The sequence below is a fragment of the Chryseobacterium kimseyorum genome, assembly GCF_025971945.1.
GTDB lineage: Bacteria > Bacteroidota > Bacteroidia > Flavobacteriales > Weeksellaceae > Chryseobacterium > Chryseobacterium kimseyorum.
This window is the reverse complement of record NZ_JAPDHW010000010.1, coordinates 87,264-105,590: the sequence shown is the minus strand read 5'-3', so window position 1 is coordinate 105,590 and position 18,327 is coordinate 87,264. Positions and strand designations below refer to the sequence as shown.

At 37.1% G+C, this 18,327-nt stretch carries 19 protein-coding genes; all 19 read right to left on the bottom strand.

Features of this window, described 5'->3' with window-relative positions; translation table 11 throughout:
- Positions 1 to 169: 169 nt before the first annotated feature.
- The 19 genes from OMO38_RS14690 to OMO38_RS14600 all read right to left on the bottom strand — a co-directional run bounded on the left by OMO38_RS14690 (position 170) and on the right by OMO38_RS14600 (position 18,220).
- Positions 170 to 934 carry a methyltransferase domain-containing protein gene (locus tag OMO38_RS14690; RefSeq protein WP_264750944.1) on the bottom strand — a complete coding sequence of 255 codons (765 nt, stop codon included), beginning with the start codon at positions 932 to 934 and terminating at the stop codon, positions 170 to 172.
- A 75-nt stretch (positions 935 to 1,009) separates the two neighbouring features.
- On the bottom strand, positions 1,010 to 1,714 hold the full coding sequence (locus tag OMO38_RS14685; protein WP_264750943.1) for an SMUG2 DNA glycosylase family protein: 705 nt from the start codon (positions 1,712 to 1,714) through the stop codon (positions 1,010 to 1,012).
- Positions 1,715 to 2,449: a DUF4241 domain-containing protein gene (locus OMO38_RS14680; protein WP_264750942.1), complete on the bottom strand. Its 735-nt coding sequence runs from the start codon at positions 2,447 to 2,449 to the stop codon at positions 1,715 to 1,717. It abuts the gene before it with no gap.
- A gap of 39 nt (positions 2,450 to 2,488) precedes the next feature.
- Positions 2,489 to 3,025, bottom strand: coding sequence for an SMI1/KNR4 family protein (locus OMO38_RS14675; RefSeq protein WP_264750941.1), 537 nt, complete (start codon positions 3,023 to 3,025; stop codon positions 2,489 to 2,491).
- Between the two features lie 343 nt (positions 3,026 to 3,368).
- A complete protein-coding gene (gene paaZ / locus OMO38_RS14670) occupies positions 3,369 to 5,864 on the bottom strand; it encodes a phenylacetic acid degradation bifunctional protein PaaZ (RefSeq protein WP_264750940.1) in 2,496 nt (831 codons plus the stop codon).
- A 74-nt stretch (positions 5,865 to 5,938) separates the two neighbouring features.
- Complete coding sequence (locus OMO38_RS14665; protein ID WP_264750939.1) at positions 5,939 to 6,769, bottom strand: alpha/beta hydrolase; 831 nt, start codon at positions 6,767 to 6,769, stop codon at positions 5,939 to 5,941.
- Positions 6,770 to 6,796: 27 nt separating this feature from the next.
- Complete coding sequence (locus OMO38_RS14660) at positions 6,797 to 7,624, bottom strand: alpha/beta hydrolase (RefSeq protein WP_264750938.1); 828 nt, start codon at positions 7,622 to 7,624, stop codon at positions 6,797 to 6,799.
- A gap of 100 nt (positions 7,625 to 7,724) precedes the next feature.
- Positions 7,725 to 8,303 (bottom strand): transposase, encoded by a 579-nt coding sequence (locus OMO38_RS14655; RefSeq protein WP_264750937.1) that lies wholly within the window; start codon positions 8,301 to 8,303, stop codon positions 7,725 to 7,727.
- 73 nt (positions 8,304 to 8,376) lie between these two features.
- Complete coding sequence (locus OMO38_RS14650) at positions 8,377 to 8,970, bottom strand: acyltransferase (RefSeq protein WP_264750936.1); 594 nt, start codon at positions 8,968 to 8,970, stop codon at positions 8,377 to 8,379.
- 117 nt (positions 8,971 to 9,087) lie between these two features.
- Entirely contained in the window at positions 9,088 to 10,296 is a 1,209-nt protein-coding gene (gene pcaF / locus OMO38_RS14645) for a 3-oxoadipyl-CoA thiolase (RefSeq protein WP_264750935.1), read from the bottom strand.
- Positions 10,297 to 10,388: 92 nt separating this feature from the next.
- A complete protein-coding gene (paaI, locus tag OMO38_RS14640; RefSeq protein ID WP_264750934.1) occupies positions 10,389 to 10,808 on the bottom strand; it encodes a hydroxyphenylacetyl-CoA thioesterase PaaI in 420 nt (139 codons plus the stop codon).
- An 89-nt stretch (positions 10,809 to 10,897) separates the two neighbouring features.
- Complete coding sequence (locus OMO38_RS14635) at positions 10,898 to 12,034, bottom strand: 3-hydroxyacyl-CoA dehydrogenase NAD-binding domain-containing protein (RefSeq protein ID WP_264750983.1); 1,137 nt, start codon at positions 12,032 to 12,034, stop codon at positions 10,898 to 10,900.
- An 81-nt stretch (positions 12,035 to 12,115) separates the two neighbouring features.
- Positions 12,116 to 12,916, bottom strand: coding sequence for an enoyl-CoA hydratase/isomerase family protein (locus tag OMO38_RS14630; RefSeq protein ID WP_264750933.1), 801 nt, complete (start codon positions 12,914 to 12,916; stop codon positions 12,116 to 12,118).
- A 94-nt stretch (positions 12,917 to 13,010) separates the two neighbouring features.
- Positions 13,011 to 13,475 (bottom strand): 1,2-phenylacetyl-CoA epoxidase subunit PaaD, encoded by a 465-nt coding sequence (gene paaD / locus OMO38_RS14625; protein ID WP_047446914.1) that lies wholly within the window; start codon positions 13,473 to 13,475, stop codon positions 13,011 to 13,013.
- 94 nt (positions 13,476 to 13,569) lie between these two features.
- A complete protein-coding gene (paaC, locus tag OMO38_RS14620) occupies positions 13,570 to 14,376 on the bottom strand; it encodes a 1,2-phenylacetyl-CoA epoxidase subunit PaaC (RefSeq protein ID WP_264750982.1) in 807 nt (268 codons plus the stop codon).
- 12 nt (positions 14,377 to 14,388) lie between these two features.
- Positions 14,389 to 14,670 (bottom strand): 1,2-phenylacetyl-CoA epoxidase subunit PaaB, encoded by a 282-nt coding sequence (gene paaB / locus OMO38_RS14615; protein WP_034679196.1) that lies wholly within the window; start codon positions 14,668 to 14,670, stop codon positions 14,389 to 14,391.
- A 122-nt stretch (positions 14,671 to 14,792) separates the two neighbouring features.
- Complete coding sequence (gene paaA, locus OMO38_RS14610; RefSeq protein WP_264750932.1) at positions 14,793 to 15,731, bottom strand: 1,2-phenylacetyl-CoA epoxidase subunit PaaA; 939 nt, start codon at positions 15,729 to 15,731, stop codon at positions 14,793 to 14,795.
- 87 nt (positions 15,732 to 15,818) lie between these two features.
- The gene (locus OMO38_RS14605) at positions 15,819 to 16,904 is read right to left on the bottom strand and encodes a 2Fe-2S iron-sulfur cluster-binding protein (RefSeq protein WP_056076329.1); all 1,086 of its coding nucleotides are present in this window, start codon (positions 16,902 to 16,904) and stop codon (positions 15,819 to 15,821) included.
- The gene (locus OMO38_RS14600) at positions 16,901 to 18,220 is read right to left on the bottom strand and encodes a phenylacetate--CoA ligase family protein (protein ID WP_264750931.1); all 1,320 of its coding nucleotides are present in this window, start codon (positions 18,218 to 18,220) and stop codon (positions 16,901 to 16,903) included. Before OMO38_RS14600 ends, OMO38_RS14605 begins: the two co-directional genes overlap by 4 nt.
- Positions 18,221 to 18,327: the final 107 nt, after the last annotated feature.

The following is an 18,327-nucleotide window of genomic DNA, read 5'->3' as shown; positions in this document are numbered from 1 at the left end:
TTTAATCATAGAAGAAGATTGAAAATTGAAATATTTTTAGTTGGTCAATTAAAAACTATCAGCCGCGAAAACTTAAATCAAATAGTTTTCATCCTATGATTCTATTACATGAATGATTAAACCTTTGAATTTCCCTCGAAGGTTTTTGTTTTTTGCTACAAAACTGAGTTTATTTTGTTCCGTACAACAACAGACGCTTGAAAGCATAGATTGCCGGAAAACTATTGAACTGTTCGCTTATTCTCTTTTTATATTCTGTAATAAATTTCTCTTTATCGACATCATCCAATTTTTCAACATACGGAATCAAAGCCGAACCGGAAATAAACTGATAAAGCTTTTCATAATCATCAGCAATGATCGGATAAACTTTTACGGAAATATTCAAATCTTTTAAGCCGGCATCAAACAAGATCTGTGCATATTCATCAATACTCAACACAGGCGAAACCCTGTTCCAGCTACCGAGCTGTGTTCGGAAAGGCTCTTCAGAAGCCAATTGAAACAAAATTTTATTCAGAATATTTTCAGACTGCACAGGCATTTGTACAGCAAACTGTCCCTTTTCACTTAACAATGATAATAATTCAGGAAACAAAACCTGATGATCGTCTGACCATTGCAAAGCCGCATTGCTGAATATTAAATCATATTTTTCATCAGATCTGATGAGATCTTCAACAGGCATCTTAATGAAACGCAAATTTTCATTTTGGAACTGAACAGCCTCAGCAAGCATTTCTACAGAAGAATCGATTCCCAAAAATTCTGCATGTTCAAATTTTTCAGAGAGAACATGAGTCTGTTCGCCGGTTCCGCAACCTACATCAATTGCTTTTTTAAGATTTTCAGATGAGATTAAATTCATCAGATCAAAAAATGGCTGATAACGGATGTTTTTAAATTGATTGTAAATATCGGGATTCCAGGGCATAATTTTTTCGATTTAAATTTGATCTATTTTCCTCAAACAATTCTCAATTGCCAATTCTCCAGGATGTTTTCTGAGTTAAGTCTGAGTTTCTCCTTTTTTTAACGCTAAAATATATTGATCAATATACAAATCTTTTTCTTTCGATTTATATTGCTGAATGTATCGGGGATGATCCAACACCGTCATTTCACCAAACAGTTCCGCTTCCTGGTTTAATTTAAAAATAAAATTCGCATTCTTTTTTCCTAAAACAAAAACCTCCGAGGTATCGAGACCAAAACTTATGTGCTTTTTTAAAGAATCAATCATAAAATCTTTCACATCCCGGAAAAGCCCTTGATCGTCATAATAATTGGCATTAACCCATTTTCCTTTTGACTTTCTTACGATAGCCAGAGGAAATGGTGAGTTAATGTAAAAATCTCCGTAAAACCCGTTGGGACCGCCGTATGCCGCAATCATATCATATATAAAAACAGAAGAAATTTCATGAGTGTGTGCAGATTGCATTTTGATTCCGCAAACTCCATCCAGCCGTTTCGTATCGGTGAACGGAACTCCGGTAACTCCTGCTCCATGACGGCTAGGATTAATTCCAATCATAAATTTTCTCTGATTGGAATCATCATAATATTTCTGATAAAACTTCTGCATCACCACCAGCGTTTCCGGGTTATCCAAATACGGATTCAGAACGTGAAAATCTTGAGGAAGATTTCCCTTGAAATTTAATTTCTTATTAAATTCAACTACCTGATCTGCAAAAGTTTTATTTGACATTTATTCTACATCTTCATCGTCTCCATCTTCACTCAGAGCCAATTCTATATCGATAAACTGAATGTACAGCCCACAAATTTCATTATTTGCATCATAAGCAAAATATACAGGATAACTGCCGTCACCAAATCCGCTTGCGAACATCGGGATCTGATAGTCTGTGTTGGGAACCGTCCAATTAATCCAGTCTCCGGCATCTCTTTGATTATCTGGGAAATCTCTGTAGCTCTGCGCAAAAATATCAGCAAAATAATCATCGTAAACATTGTCAACCTCAGTTTCTGCAACAAACTGATCTACAAAAGGTAGAACTTCTGCATCGGTAATACATCCCAAACCGGCATCGACGCTGAATCCGAAAAAGTCGTCCTCGGTAACATCCTTTAAATCTTCGATCCCAATTAAAGCTTCACGATAAACAACAGGTTTTTCTTTGGTAAACTCAACTTTTACGACCGCATACCTGTCGCCCCAGTCTTCAGATTTGACCACAGCAACCGTCACCGGAAAATTACCTTTGGGAGCCTGAATAAAGTACGGTTTTTCATCTGAACTCAGATAAACCAGCGGATCTCTCACCACTATTTTCCCTGAAGGAAGAGAAACATTTCCGATTTTCATCGTCTCCATTTTCTGTCCGAGAATTTCATTTGAAATAAAATAAGTTTCAAGGTCTGTAGGACAAACCAGAATATCTTTTACTTCTTCCCATTTTTGCAGCCAGTTTTCGTTCATGTTGATTGGTGATTTGATTTATTATAATTAAAAACAGTTTTATTCTTCCTCAAAAGCTTCTTCAGCCTTCAAACCTCTGATGAAAGTTTCAAAATCTTTAGCTAAAAAAGTTTTCTTAAAATCATTTTCCTGGTCTATATGGACGATTTCCGGTTCGCCGTCTTTACCACAGTTCGAATAATCAAATAAAATCATATCATGCCCTGCAGAAGGGCAGTCTGCAAAGTATACTCCGATTGCAGGATATCCCCATTCGTCAATCATAAACTGACTTCCACGCTCACCGCAAAGCGAATACGTTCTTTCTCTTCCAATCCCCATAATTCCTGTAATGGCAACATGATCGTCTGCCCAAGAATTGGCTTCTGCAGTAGGAAAAACAGATTTGTTTGCCAATCCACCATTTTGAGACTTCATCATCTGGATATAAGAGCCGGGAAGTTTGTACCCCAATTCTTTTTCAACAGAATCAATCATCTCATCATCAGCTAAGACGCTGATATAGTCTCTTGCAGAGTAACTGCATTCGCTCCAAAAATTCTTGAAGTCGAAATCTTTGAAAAATTCTGTTATCATAATATTTTTTTTGTAAAAAAATGGGTTATCTAAAGCTTCCCCAAATATCCTTAATTTATTTGAAAAAATCAATCAAAATCAATAAAAAGATGTGTGAATTATTTTATTTTAAAAAGTTTAATTATTTATTAACATAATAATAAAACTAAGCTTCAAAAAAAAGCGGAGGACTTATAAATCATTTTTGAATGATTAATTTAGGGAAAAAATTCAGTAATGACAAGATCAAAATTAATGTCAAATTTTGATGAGAATCAATTTCATATCATTCGGCAGATTTCACAAAAGGAAATAGCAGTTTATTAATAAACTGCTATTTCTTTTAAAACTTAAATTCTGAATTTTAAACCAATCCAAACTGCTCAAAATGATGCGTAAAATGCTTTCTCTGGAAAAGCTCCATCATCTCTTTATTTAAATGTCCGAATCTCGGATTATAATGTTCCACAAAAGGATTTTCTTTGAAATAGACGGTAAACTCTTTCAGTGTTTCTACCAGCTGAGTTTTAGCAGCATCCAGATTTTTATTTTTATTCTGTGGAACTTCGCCTTCTTTCCATAAAGGATATTGTGCTCCCGGACGGATCTTTTTATCGGTGTACAGCCAATCCTGAAGTTTTTCTAATTTTTCTTCCGGAATTTCATCAAAATCTTCCGGCTTCAGATCGCCGAATCCATTTCTTAGGACCTCTTCCAAATGTTCAACCATCAATTGCGGGGTGAAATTTCCAAAAATGGGTTGCGTATTTTCAGTCAGTGCATTCAGTTTTTTCTGAATATTCTGAACTTTAAAATCGATAAATGGAGAATGTTTTGCCACTAATGTTAAAATTGTCGCTACACAAACCACCTCATCTCTTTGGTTTACTACTTCAACCAACCATTTTACCACGCCTGAAGGAATATTTCTTCCTTTCACACCTCGGTTTATTTTTTCTTTTGCAGTGAGATAAACGGTAATCGTATCTCCTGCATAAACAGGTTTGAAGAACGAACAGTTTTCCAATCCGTAATTGGCGATAACAGGACCTTTTTTACCTGAAACAAACAATCCTGCTGCTGCAGAAAGAATGAAGTATCCGTGAGCCACCGTTTTATCGAAAATCGTTCCTGATAAGCTTGTCGCATCTGTATGAGCGTAGAAATGATCCCATGAAACATTGGAGAAGTTCACAATATCTGCATCCGTAACCGTTCTTCCTGCTGTTTCCAGAGAATCCCCAACCTCAACTTCTTCAAAATATTTCTGGAAAGGATGTTTGTCTGAATATTTTTTCTCAGCTCCCTGCTGATACACTTTTGTAATCGCCGTCAAAATATCCGGTGAACCCTGAATGGCCGTTTTTTGAAGGAAGAAATGAAGACCGTTCAGCCCGCCCATTTCCTCGCCACCACCGGCTCTTCCCGGACCACCGTGCATTAAAGTCGGAAGCGGAGAACCGTGACCTGTACTTTCTTTTGCATTGTCTCTGTTTAAAACGAAAATTCTTCCGTGCTGAGAAGCCATTTTCCAAGAAGTTTCGGCTACAAATTTTTCGTCGTGAGAAATAATCGACCCTACTAAACTTCCTTTTCCTCTTTTAGCCAAAGCTGCAGCTTCTTCTGCATCTTTGTAAGGCATCAACGTAGAAACCGGACCGAAAGCTTCGACATCGTGAGAGATATTTTTGGTAAATGGAGAATCATTTAAAAACAATTTCGGAGACATAAATGCGCCACTGTCATAATCTGCATCTACAAGCTCATGCTTTCCGTCATAAATCAGTTCGTTTTCAGTTTTCAGAATATCTACCTTTCTTAAAACCTCGTCATACTGCTGTTTTCCAACCAAAGAACCCATTCTCGTTTCTCTGCTTAACGGATTTCCAATTTTTGTCTGATCCAAAGCTTTAGACAGAGCATTCTGAACATCACCAATTAAGTTTTCAGGAACCAAAATTCTTCTGATCGCTGTACATTTCTGTCCGGCTTTAGTCGTCATTTCGGTACGAACTTCTTTGATGAATAAATCAAATTCCGGCGTTCCCGGTTTAGCATCCAATCCAAGGATTGAACAGTTCAGTGAATCAGCTTCCATGTTGAAACGGACAGAATTTCCAGAAACGGATGGTAAAGATTTTAATTTTCTACCCGTCGTCGCGGAACCTGTAAACAATACGGAATCTCCATCCTGAACATAATCCAAAATATTTCCTGGTTCACCACAAACCAATTGTAAAGCACCTTCCGGAAGAACGCCACTTTCAATCATATCCTGAAAAACAGCGTTCGTTAAATAAGAACCGTAAGGCGAAGGCTTCACAATTGAAGGAACACCCGCCAACAAAGAAGTCGACAGTTTTTCCAACATTCCCCAGACCGGAAAATTATAGGCGTTGATTTGTACAGAAACTCCTTCACTTGGAGTTAAAATGTGAGTTCCGAGAAAAGTTCCGTTAGCAGAAATTTTCTGAGTTTCCCCATCTACCCAAAACGGCGTATTCGGAAGCATTCTCTTTGCCAATCCTGAATACGTGAAGAAAGTACCAAAACCACCTTCAATATCAACCCATGAATCTGCATGCGTTGCACCGGTTTTATAGGATAAATCGTAATATTTTTTCTTTCTTTCCAAAAGATACAGTGCTACTTTTTTCAACATTTCACCACGATCGTAGAATGTCATTGATGAAAGATTTTTATAGCCGACTGTTCTTCCGAAATCGAGAGCCTGTTCAAAATTCAGCCCTTCGGTATCTGAAATGGCAACCTGCTCTCCCGTCACAGCATTGTATAAAGGAATTCCGTTTCCGGTGCCTTCAACCCATTCGCCGTGAATATAGTTTTTTAATTTTTCCATATAATTTTAATTTAACAATGTATCAATTTAACGGTTTACCAATTGCTGATACATTTTTAGATTTGTTTTAAATTTTAGTTTTCCAATTTATTTATAAATTCCAAAGTTTCATCAAATCTTTTGCTCCAGGGGAAAAAGTACTGTATAACCATTGGAATGTGTTTTTTATTGATGAAAACAGATTTTAAATTGGGTTGGAAAGGATGAAGCGCTTTCAAAAAATTCTCATTCGCCACTTTGATTGAAGGATACGTTTTTTCACCTACATACATTAAAAAAGGCGGTGTCTTTTCGTTAATAAAATAGATTGGAGATGCCTCTTTCCATTTTTGCGGATCCGTACTCCACGTAACATCATAATTACTTTCTGATGTCGGTGGATTTTTTTCGAGATAATTTTTCATATCTATTCCCGCCGCATCAATTAAAATAATCCCCGAAACTGTATTTTCCGGAATCTGGTATTTCGGATTCATCACTGCAGAAGCCGCCAACTGACCGCCCGCTGAGTGTCCTGAAACAAATATTTTTCGGGAATCTCCGTTATATTTCTGAGCATTTTCTTTTGTAAATTGTATCGCTGCAGCTATTTCTTTGGTCATTTGATCGACATCAGCATTCGGGCTCAACGTATAATCAGGAATTACAGCAATAATATTTTTTCGTGCAAAGTTTTTACCCATCAGAGTATAGGTTTTCTTATTTCCTGTGTTCCAGTTTCCACCGTGTACAAAAATTATGACCGGATAATTATTTTCACCAACCTTCTTTGGTGTAAAAATATTGAGTTTAATATCAGTTCCTGCAGTGTTTTGAGTGAACGGAATATCTTTATAGACAGCTGTAGATTTACAACTACTTACAATCAAAACCATTATAAAAAATATGCAGAAACTAAATTTCATTTTGAAAATATTATTTATGTAAATCGGTTACTTCGGTTCCTGATACGGAAACAGTTTCACCAAACCTTCATACAAACTTCTGTGAAGAATTGTTGCATGAATATCTGTTTCCATCATTTTATATTCTACCGTCCAGTTTTTCTTGTTTGAATTTTGAAGAACAGTATAGAAATCTTCTGCATCTTTTACCATCACTTTATGCTCACCTTTTCCGACAGAAATGTAAACAAATTTATTGGTATCCTTAATTTTCGCTAATAGCTGCGGTGCCTGTTTCAAAAGACTTTCATCATCCCACCACAAACTCGGGCTAATGATAAAATAGTTATTGAACATTTCAGGTTTTTTCAGCAGAATTTCTGTTGCTAAAAGTGCACCCAAAGACTGTCCAAATAGATAAGTGTCAGTAGTTTTAAACTGATTTTCGATGTACGGTTTTAACTCTTTTTCAAGAAAGCCAATAAACTTGTCTGAATGTCCTGTTGTCGGATATTCTTTCTGTAAATCTTTTAAATCCGTATGAAAAGTGAAGTCTCTTTTTCTGTCGACATTTCCAATTCCAACCACAATCGTTTCCGGCATTGCGTACATCTGATTAAAGAATTGCACCAACCCTGCTACATGAATAAAATCTTCATTCATACTTCCGTCCAAAAGATAAATGATCGGATAGGATTTTGTTTTATCGAAATTCTGCGGAAGATAAATATTCAGAGTTCTTTCTTCTTTTAAGATTTCAGATTTTAGTGTTCTGATTTCCCCAATCGTCAATGGTTTTACGGTTCCATTCTGGGCAGAAACCGTGAATTGGAATGTAAATAAAAAGCTGACGAAGATGAGGAGTTTTTTAATCATTTCTTATTCTGAAATTTTAATTTTTTATTTATTAGCAATAATTTGTTTAAACCTAACGGGTTTTAAAAACCCGTTAGGTTTGGCTGCGGTTTATCAACAACTATTCTATATTTAAGAAATCATATTCAACATTTGAGTGATGATAATTTTTAAAGATTTCCAATGAATCGAAATATTGCATAATCTCAGTTCTATTCAATCTACTTGCTTTTATATTATTTAAATATGAATTATACGATGAGTACTTCCATAAATTAATTTCACTTGTGAGCCCGTGATTTACGGGATTATTATGAATGTAATGCAAAACTTTTAGTAAATATATCTCATCTGTAATCTTCTTTCGTTTTACTGCATTGAGGAAAAGCGCACCTTTTCGGTTATACTTCTTATTAAATGCTTTTGCGTAAGAATTAAGAAAATTACCAAAATTCTTCATTAAAAACTGATGTTCATCTTCAACATTTACATTTTCACTATTTTTAAATCTTAGCAGTAAATGAAAATGGTTCGGCAACAAACAATATGCATAAATATCTGCAATTTGGATAATGTATTTATCTAACTGCTTTAGAAAAAATTGATAATTTGTTTCTTCTCGGTAAATCAACTCTCTCCCATTCACATGAGAAAAAATGTGATACACGGAATCAAATTCAAAATTTTCTGTGTTAATCATCTATGTCTTAAAAATCAATTTTATAAACCTAACGGGTTTCGAAAACCCATTAGGTTTGACCACACTTTTTAAATTATTTCACATCATCCCAAATCCCATAATCAACAGCCTTCGTAGGAATTTGCTGAACATATTCCGTAAAAGGTTCACACAGTTGAATCGCATCCTTCCCTTCTCTCGCCAATTCCTGATAGAGTTTTGTCCCTTCTGTTTTCCACTTGATCATTTCGTCAGAAACATCACGGATAATTTTTGCCGGACTTCCAACGATCAGTTTTCTCGCATCACATCTGAAATTTGCAGGAACAAAAGCCAGCGCACCGATGATGCACTCGTCACCGATAACGGCTTTGTCCATGACAACAGCATTCATTCCAACCAGACAATTTCTACCGATATGTCCGGAATGGATAATCGCTCCGTGACCGATGTGAGCAGATTCTTCCAAAATGGTTTCAATTCCTGGGAAAACGTGAAGAGTACAGTTTTCCTGAACATTCGCACCGTCTTTCACAATAATTTTACCCCAGTCGCCACGAATCACCGCATTAGGACCGATATAAACCTCTTCGCCGATTTCCACATTTCCAATAATCACCGCCTGCGGATGAACGTAAGCAGAAGGTTTTATTATTGGACGAATTCCGTGATATGAGTAGATATTCATAATTTTAATTTGAGAATTTGAGAATGAATTAATTTGAAAATTGTGAGATATATTAATTTAAGAATTACAGCTGTTCTAAATAGCATTTTCAAAGTCTCAAATTAGCACATTTTCAAATTAAACCTTTTCAATCACCATCGCATACCCTTGTCCGACACCGATACAAAGCGTACACAACGCATATTTTTTATTTTGTTTCTGAAGCTCTAAAGCTGCAGAACCGATAATTCTGGCTCCGGAAACTCCAAGTGGATGACCGATAGCAATTGCGCCTCCGTTCGGATTCACTCTTGAATCATCATCTTTTAAACCTAAACTTCTGGTTACAGCCAAAGATTGAGCAGCAAAAGCTTCGTTTAATTCGATAACATCCATGTCGTCTAATGAAAGATTTAATCTTTTCAACAATTTCTGAGTCGCTTCAACCGGACCGATTCCCATAATTCTTGGCTCAACACCGGCAACGGATGATCCTAAGATTTTCGCCTTCGGTTTTAAACCATATTTTTTCACCGCTTCTTCGCTTGCTAAAATTAAAGCAGCAGCTCCGTCGTTCATTCCAGAAGCGTTTCCAGCAGTTACTGTTCCGCCATCTTTTCTGAAAGCAGGACGAAGTTTTCCTAAGCCTTCCATTGAAGAGGTTGGCTTGATAAATTCGTCTGTATCGAAGATTTTCGGTTCGCCTTTTCTCTGTGGAATTTCAACTTTTACAATTTCTTCCGCCAGTCTTCCGCTTTCCTGAGCTTTAGTCGCTTTTTGTTGAGACCAAAGGGCAAATTTATCCTGATCTTCACGGCTGATGTTGTGCATTTCTGCCAAATTTTCAGCGGTGTCTCCCATCGTGTCTACACCGTACATTTCTTTCATTTTGGGATTCACAAATCTCCATCCGAAAGTGGTATCAAACATTTGACTGTCTCTCCCAAAAGCGGTACTTGGTTTTGACATTACATAAGGCGAGCGCGTCATGTGCTCAACGCCACCTGCAATATAAATTTCGCCCTCTCCGGAAGCGATCGAACGGAAAGCATTTGCCACCGCCGACATTCCCGAAGCACACAATCTGTTAACTGTTTCGCCTCCGATTTTATAAGGAAGTCCTGCTAATAAAAGTCCCATTCTGGCAACGTTTCTGTTATCTTCACCTGCCTGATTAGCACATCCGAAAATAACATCCTCAATTTCCTCAACAGGAACTTCAGGATTTCTCGCTACGATTTCTTTAAGAACGATTGCCGCCAAATCATCGGCACGAACTTCTGAAAGACCACCGGATAGTTTTGAAATTGGTGTTCTGATGTAATCTATGATATATACGTTGTTCATTTTATTTAATTTGAAAATGTGTTAATTTAAGAATTTGGAAATGAAAATAAAGACATTCAAAATAATTTTCAAATTGACTCATTTTCAAATTTTCAAATTAATAATTCTGTTACTTTTTTTCCGATCTTATAAACCGTTCCGACAAATTTTGCAACCAAATCATTATTCTGGTTGCTAATTTTAATATCGTAGATGGCTGTTTTTCTGGTATCATTTATCAAAACACTTTCTGCTCTGAAAATATCGCCTTCTCGTCCGGCTTTGGTGAAATTGATGGTTACGCTCAATGCGACAGCTGCATTTCCATCGTTGTTGGAGGAAAAAGCAAACGCTGAATCAGCGAAAGCGAAGGTAACTCCGCCGTGAACTGTTCCCAGGCCGTTGAGCATCTGTTTAGTGATTTCCATTTCAATTAAAGCGTAATTCTCTTTAATATCAATGATTTTTATTCCTAAAAATTGGGAGAAATAATCTTTCTCCATCATATAATCTACAACCTGTCTTGGATTCATAATTTTAATTTGAGAATTAGTCAATTTTGAGAATTTGAAAATAAAATAAGTGTGTAATCCATTTTCAAATTTGCTCATTTTCAAATTATCTAATTTAATTTACGCAGCAACGGGCTTTGTCTGTATCTCTCTTCCTGATATTCTTCGTAAAGATTCTGTAAGGTTTCAGAGATTTTTTTATATCCTATTTCTTTTCCCCAAGCCAATAGTCCTTTTGGATAATTGACACCTTTCTGCATGGCTAATTCCAAATCTTCATCATTCGCAATGCCTAATCTTTTCGCTTCAACTGCTTCATTGATGAGCATTGAAATAATTCTTAAAAATATTTGCTGATACAGTGCTTCATCTTTCGTTGGTTCAGTTTTTACGGCTCCTTCTTTGTAATCGTAAAATCCTTTTCCGGTTTTTCTTCCGTGAAGTTTGGCTTCAGACATTCTCTGCTGAAGAAGCGAAGGCTTGTATTTCGGATCGTAGAAATACTCGTTGTAAACTGTTTTTGTTACGGAGAAATTGACATCAACACCAATTAAATCCATCAGCTCAAAAGGTCCCATTTTAAAGTTCCCTACTGTTTTCATGGCATCATCAACCTGTTCTACCGTTGCGATATTTTCTTCAACGATTCTCAAACCTTCTCCATAAAAAGGACGGGCGATTCTGTTGACGATAAATCCAGGAATATCTTTGGCAATCACAGGAACTTTACCCCACTCTTTCATGAGGCTGTACATTTTTTTGGCTAAAGATTTATCTGTGAGTAATGACGGAATAATTTCCACCAAAGGCATCAGGGGAGCCGGATTGAAAAAGTGAATTCCGATGAAACGCTCCGGTTTTTGCAGTTCTGCACCGAGAGAGGTGATGGAAATGGATGATGTGTTGGAAGCAATTACACAGCTTTCAGAAACATGCTTCTCTAATTCCGTGAAAACTTTTGTTTTGATTTCTTTATTTTCGATGATGGCTTCGATAACAAGTTCGCAATCTTTGAAGTCCTTCAGTTCTGTAGCGATGGAAATATTGGATAAAATTTCAACCATTTTTTCTGATGAAATCTTCTGTTTGCCAACCAATTTGGTCAATGTTTTTTCCAAACCTACGGTCGCCGTTTCTACCTGTTTTGCGTTGGCGTCATAGACCCAAACTTTGCATCCGTTGGTTGCGGCTACTTGTGCGATGCCAATGCCCATCGTTCCGGCACCGATAATTCCTACATTTCTCATGTTGTATAATGTAAAATGTATCACGTAAAAAGTATTTTAAAGTACGTTGTACATTTTACTTTCTTACATGATACAAGTTTTTTACTTTCCTTTATATTCAGGTTTTCTTTTTTGTAAAAATGCCTGTACGCCCTCTTTGAAATCTTCTGTTTCTGCGGCTTCCTGTTGCAAATCGCCTTCTAATTCCAATTGATCTTTCAATGAATTATTATAAGAAGCGGCGAAAGCTTTCTTGGTTAATTTTAAACCAACGGTCGGCATATTCGAAACTTTTTCTAAAATTTCCATTGACTTTGAATTAAATTCCTCCTCAGTGAAAACCTCAGCTACCAAACCGTATGATTTTGATTCTTCAGCAGATAACTTTTTGCCTGTAAATGCTAAATAATTCGCCAATTGTCTTCCCAACAATTTAGGTAAGAAATAGGTTCCGCCTGTATCAGGAATCAATCCGATATTGGAAAATGCCTGGGCAAAATAAGCTTTGTCATTCGCCAAAACGAAGTCGCAAATCAGTGCCAACATCGCACCGGCTCCCACTGCAGGACCGTTAACTAAAGCGACGACAGGTTTTTTGCAACGCGTAATTTCCAGTACCAGAGGATTGTAATAATCGGTCACAATTCTTCTGATAATATCGTCATCATGATGGTCATTTCCCTGAACAAAAGCATCGTCAAGATTCTGACCGGAACAGAATGCTCTTCCTCTTCCTGAAATCGCCACACATCTAACCGTTGGGTCATTGCTGCATTCCTTTACAAAATCTTTCAGGTCTGCCAATGATGGCTTCGTTAAAGCATTCATCGTATCAGGCTGATTGAGGTAAGCAATTTTTAATTTTCCGTCAAAATGCGATTCAATATCGAGTTGTGTATACATAGTTTTAATTTTTTAATTTGAAAATTAGTCAATTTGAAAATTCTGATTTCAGTACTAATTTACTCATTTTCAAATTAGCACATTTTCAAATTATTTAATGACATTTAAAATAATCAAACGGCTCCAGACAGTCTAAACATTGATACGAAGCCTTACATAAAGTAGACCCGAATCTACTGATCTGTTTTGAATTCATCGAGCCGCAACGTGGACATTTCTTAGGTTTCCCGATGTGGTTTTCGTCGGCTCCTTTTTCGGGAGGTGTAATTCCGTAAACACGGAGTTTTTCTCTCGCTTCATCCGTCAACCAGTCTGTTGTCCAGATTGGAAACATTTTGGTGACCACTTTAGCGTCCCAACCGTTTTCCTTCATGATCTTGATGATGTCTTCCTCAATGGTAAACATAGCGGGACAGGCAGAGTAAGTCGGCGTAATCGTCACTTCGCAAGAATTTTCGCTTGTAACTTTCGCTTCTCTTACAATACCCAATTCCACGATATTGATTACCGGAATTTCCGGATCGGGAACTAATTCTAATATTTCTAAAGGATTTTTCATAATTAATTTGAAAATTTGAAAATGTGCTAATTTGAAAATGATGCGTCGCTAGTAATTTTCAAATTCTTTAATTTTCAAATTAACTCATTGATTTTTACCACGTACATCCCGGATATGCTCTCTGCATATACTGCAATTCGCAAAGGATAAATCCAAAGTATTCCGTGTGATAACCTGTTCTTGATTTTGGCTGCATAAAAGGATTGGCAGGATATTCCAAACCGAAATCTGCAAAATCTTTGGTGGTAATCGCTACAAAATTTTCATACAAAGCATCAACATTCGGAGCGATGTTTAAAGCAATTAAATCATCTTCGCCTTCTGTTTTTGCAAATAAACCTTTGGTGTATTCCCAGATATTTTCGATGGATCTTTCAAGACGCATTTTGCTTTCTTCAGTTCCGTGTCCGAAAATTTTCATCCACGAAGCAGCGTGTGTGTAATGATATCTTACTTCTTTCAGAGATTTCTGAGCGATAGCCGAAAGTTCTTCATTCGTAGAATTCGACAAAGCTTCATACATCAACTTTTGATACACTGAGAAAACATACACTTTCAAAATGGTCTGAGCGTAATCTTCGTTGGGAAGTTCGGTCCAGTGTGCATTCAGATATTCGTGCTCGTATCTCAGGAAAGCCAAATCATCTTCACTTTTACCGTTATCGATCACTCTTGAAGCGTACACGTAAAAGTTGTTGGCTTGTCCAAGCTCATCCAAAGCAATGTTTGTCAAAGCAATATCTTCCTCCAGATAAGGACCTTCACCGCACCACGCAGACAGACGCTGTCCCATAATGAAACTGTCGTCTGCTAGTTTTAATAAATAATTATATAATGGGTTCATTATTTTAGCTTTTGGCTTTTGGCGTCTAGCTTTTGGCCAATTGCCAGCAGCTAACAGCCAAGCGCTGTTTTACATATTTTTCACATCGTTTGGAATATCGTAGAATGTCGGGTGACGGTACAATTTATCGTCAGCAGGATCAAAAAATGCTTCTTTGTCGATTCCTTCTGAAGTTACGATATATTTACTTGGAACTACCCACACAGAAGTTCCTTCTTTTCTTCTTGTATAAACGTCTCTTGCGTTCTGCAAAGCCATTTCTGCTGTTGGTGCCTGTACAATTCCAACGTGTTTGTGAGATAATCCTGGTTTAGTCTGAATAAACACTTCCCACATATCTAAATTTGCCATAATTAATTTGAAAATTTGAAAATGAGTTAATTTGAAAATTGATTAAGTGTCGTAAATGAAAATTTGAGAATAATAAAGTCGTTTAACTCATTTTCAAATTTTCAAATTAGCACATTTTCAAATTATATTACTCTTTCGTTCTGCTTTTCAGCAAAAGCTTTCGCCGCTTCCTTTACCCAAAGGTTCTCCTGCTGCGCTTTTACTTTAGTCTGCAGTCTTTTTTTGTTTGCAGGGCCGTTTCCTTTTAAGATTTCCATAAATTCATCCCATGGAAGTTCTCCGAAATCATAATGCTGTCTTTCTTCATTCCATTTTAAATCTTTATCTGGAACAGTTAAGCCTAAAAATTCAGCCTGAGAAACCGTAACGTCGATAAATCTCTGACGTAGACTGTCGTTGCTTTCTCTTTTCACTCTGTAGTTCATAGAGATTTTAGAGTTGGGCGAACTGTCGTCATTCGGACCAAACATCATTAAAGCCGGCCACCAGAAACGGTTTAACGAAGCCTGAGCCATTTCTTTCTGCTGTTTTGTACCACGGCAAAGCGCCATTAAAATCTCGTAACCCTGTCTTTGGTGGAAAGATTCTTCTTTACAGATTTTCACCATCGCTCTTGAGTAAGGACCATAAGAATTCCCCATCAACATCACCTGATTCATAATCGCTGCTCCATCAACCAACCAACCGATGGCACCGATATCTGCCCAGCTTAAAGTTGGATAATTGAAGATACTTGAATATTTTGCTTTTCCTTCCAACATATCTTCGTAGGTAGCATCTCTGTCGGCTCTGATGGTTCCGTTTCCTAAAGTTTCGGTGGCAGAATAAAGGTATAAACCGTGACCTGCTTCATCCTGAACTTTAGCCAAAAGAGCCATTTTTCTTCTCAGTGAAGGTGCTCTCGAAACCCAGTTAGCTTCCGGCAACATCCCGACAATCTCAGAATGTGCGTGCTGTGAAATCTGACGAACCAATAATTTTCTGTAATCATCAGGCATTACATCTTTTGGTTCTACTTTATTTTCGTCGTGTACGTATTGTACGAATTTTTCTAAGTCCATAATTTTTCCAATTTAACAATGTATCAGTCTAACAATGTACCAATGATTGTTACATTGGTAAATTAATATATTGTTACATTAATTTAATTACACATCATAATTTAGCATCACCACATTCGTTGTCGGGTGACACTGGCAAGTCAGAACAAAACCTCTGGCTACTTCGTCTTCCGTTAATGCGAAATTTTTCTCCATGAAAACTTCTCCTTCGAGAACTTCCGCTTTACACGTACAGCAAACTCCTCCTTTGCAGGCAAAAGGCACTGGAAGATTGTCTTTCAATGCTTTATCTAAGATACTCTCTTTTTTTGAATTCAAATGGAACGAGTATTCATCATCATCGATAATCACCGTTACCATACTTTCAATATTGGCAATGGCCTTGAATTCATCGCTCATTTCCGCAGAATCTTCTTCATCCGGAGCCGAGAAATATTCAAACAGAACCTGAATCGCAGGAACTTTTTTGTCTTTCTTTAAATAATCAGAAATCCCTTTAATCATCTCCGAAGGCCCACAAATAAAATAAGTAGCTTCCTTCACGTCGATGTCTGTATACCTTTCAAATAAATGATCCAGTTTTTCAGGAGAAATTCTTCCCTCAAAAATTGGGTCAGCGTGTTTTTCACGGCTTACCAGATAAACCACTTTCAGTCTACCGTTAAACTGCTCTACCAACTTATCAATCTCAGCTTTTTTCATCACATGATTCATACTTCTGTTGCTGTAGAAAAGATATGCGTTGGAATTCGGTTCCTGATAAAGACTTTCCTTCAAATTAGAAAGAATAGGGCTGATTCCGCTTCCTGCAGCCAATCCAACATAGGTTTTTGTGTTGGTCGGATGATAAGAAGTATTAAAACCGCCCATCGGAGGCATCACTTCCAAAACCTCATCCATGTGCAGATGCTCATTGAAATATCCGGAAACTCTTCCGCCTTCCAAAAGCTTCACCAAAACTTCAAGCGTGTTGCTTTTTTCGCTCGGCGCATTGCAGATAGAATAAGAACGGCGCTCTTCATTACCGTTAACCATCAGTTTAAAATTCAGATACTGCCCCTGTTTGAACCTGAATTTATCCTTCAGCTCCTCAGGAATTTCCAACGCAACGTTTACCGCATCATTGGTATCTTTCTGAACTTTTACAGTTTTTAATTTATAAAATGAATTCATTTTGTCTTTAGTATTCTGTTAATTTTTCCACCTTCGCATTTCGGTAAGCTGTCCTGAGCATGAATTTTCACTTTCGTGGTAATTCCTACCCTCTTTTTTATTTCGTTTTCGATGCTTTTCCCAAAATTTCCTGCGAAAATAAGATATTCATCTGAATTTATATTTAAATTTTCTGAGGTCACCAATTCATCATCAATTTCTACGTCGATGTCGAGTGCCACACACATCTGTTCTTTCTCAATCGGAGTCAGATAATAATTCGGAACCACTCCTTTTACATGGGAAAAAGCCTCCTCAATCTGGCTTGGATACACATTTACGCCTCTTACAATCAGCATATCATCGGCTCTGCCCAGAATTGGTTTCATTTTAACCATGGTTCTTTTGGCATTTTCGTCGTAGTACAGACTTGTAATATCATTCGTCCAGTAACGGAGAAGCGGCATCGCTTTTTTAGTTAAAGTTGTAATCACCAATACACCTTCTTCACCGTATGGAAGCGGTTCTCTGGTAATAGGATCTAAAATTTCAGGATAAAAATGATCTTCCCAAATGTAAGAGCCTCCTTTCTCCTCAAAATCTTCCATCGAAACTCCAGGACCGATAATTTCACTTAAACCATAAATATTGGTTGCATGAACGCCCAGTCTTTCTTCGATATGATGTCTTATAATTTCCGTCCAGGGTTCTGAACCTAAAACGGCATATTTTAAACTGATTTCGTCTGCCGAGATTCCTCTTTTGGCAAATTCATCAGCGATGGTTAATGCGTAAGAAGGCGAGCAACAAAGAACTTCCGGCTGAAAATCGATAATGAGATCAACCTGTCTTGAAGTCATTCCTCCCGAGATTGGAAGAACGCTCATTCCTAATTTTTCTGCACCGTAATGAAGTCCGAGTCCACCGGTGAAAATTCCATAACCGTAAGCGTTATGTAACTGCATCCCCGGTTTTGCTCCGGCTGCATTTAATGATCTCGCCACCACTTCGCTGAAAAGATCAACGTCTTCTTCAGTATAGCCAACGACTGTCGGTTTTCCTGTTGTTCCGCTTGAACAGTGAATTCTCTGCAGTTCATTTTTCGGAACTGTAAACAATCCGAACGGATAATTGTCTCTTAAATCCTGTTTGTAAGTGATAGGAAGCTTGGAAATATCTTCAATGGTCCTGATATCCTGATTTGAAATTCCTAATTCGTCAAATTTTCCTTTGTAAAAATCTGACTTCTCTTCAAGATAAACCACCAAATCCTTCAATCTCTCGGACTGAAGAGCTCTCAATTGGTCAAGTTTTAAATATTCAACTGCAAAATCCATAAACTAACTAACATTTGTTAGGTAAAATTAAAAAGAAATTTTCAGATGGCAAAAAAATAACTGACTTTTATCATATTTTGAATGATTCTAAATAATTTTGAATCGAA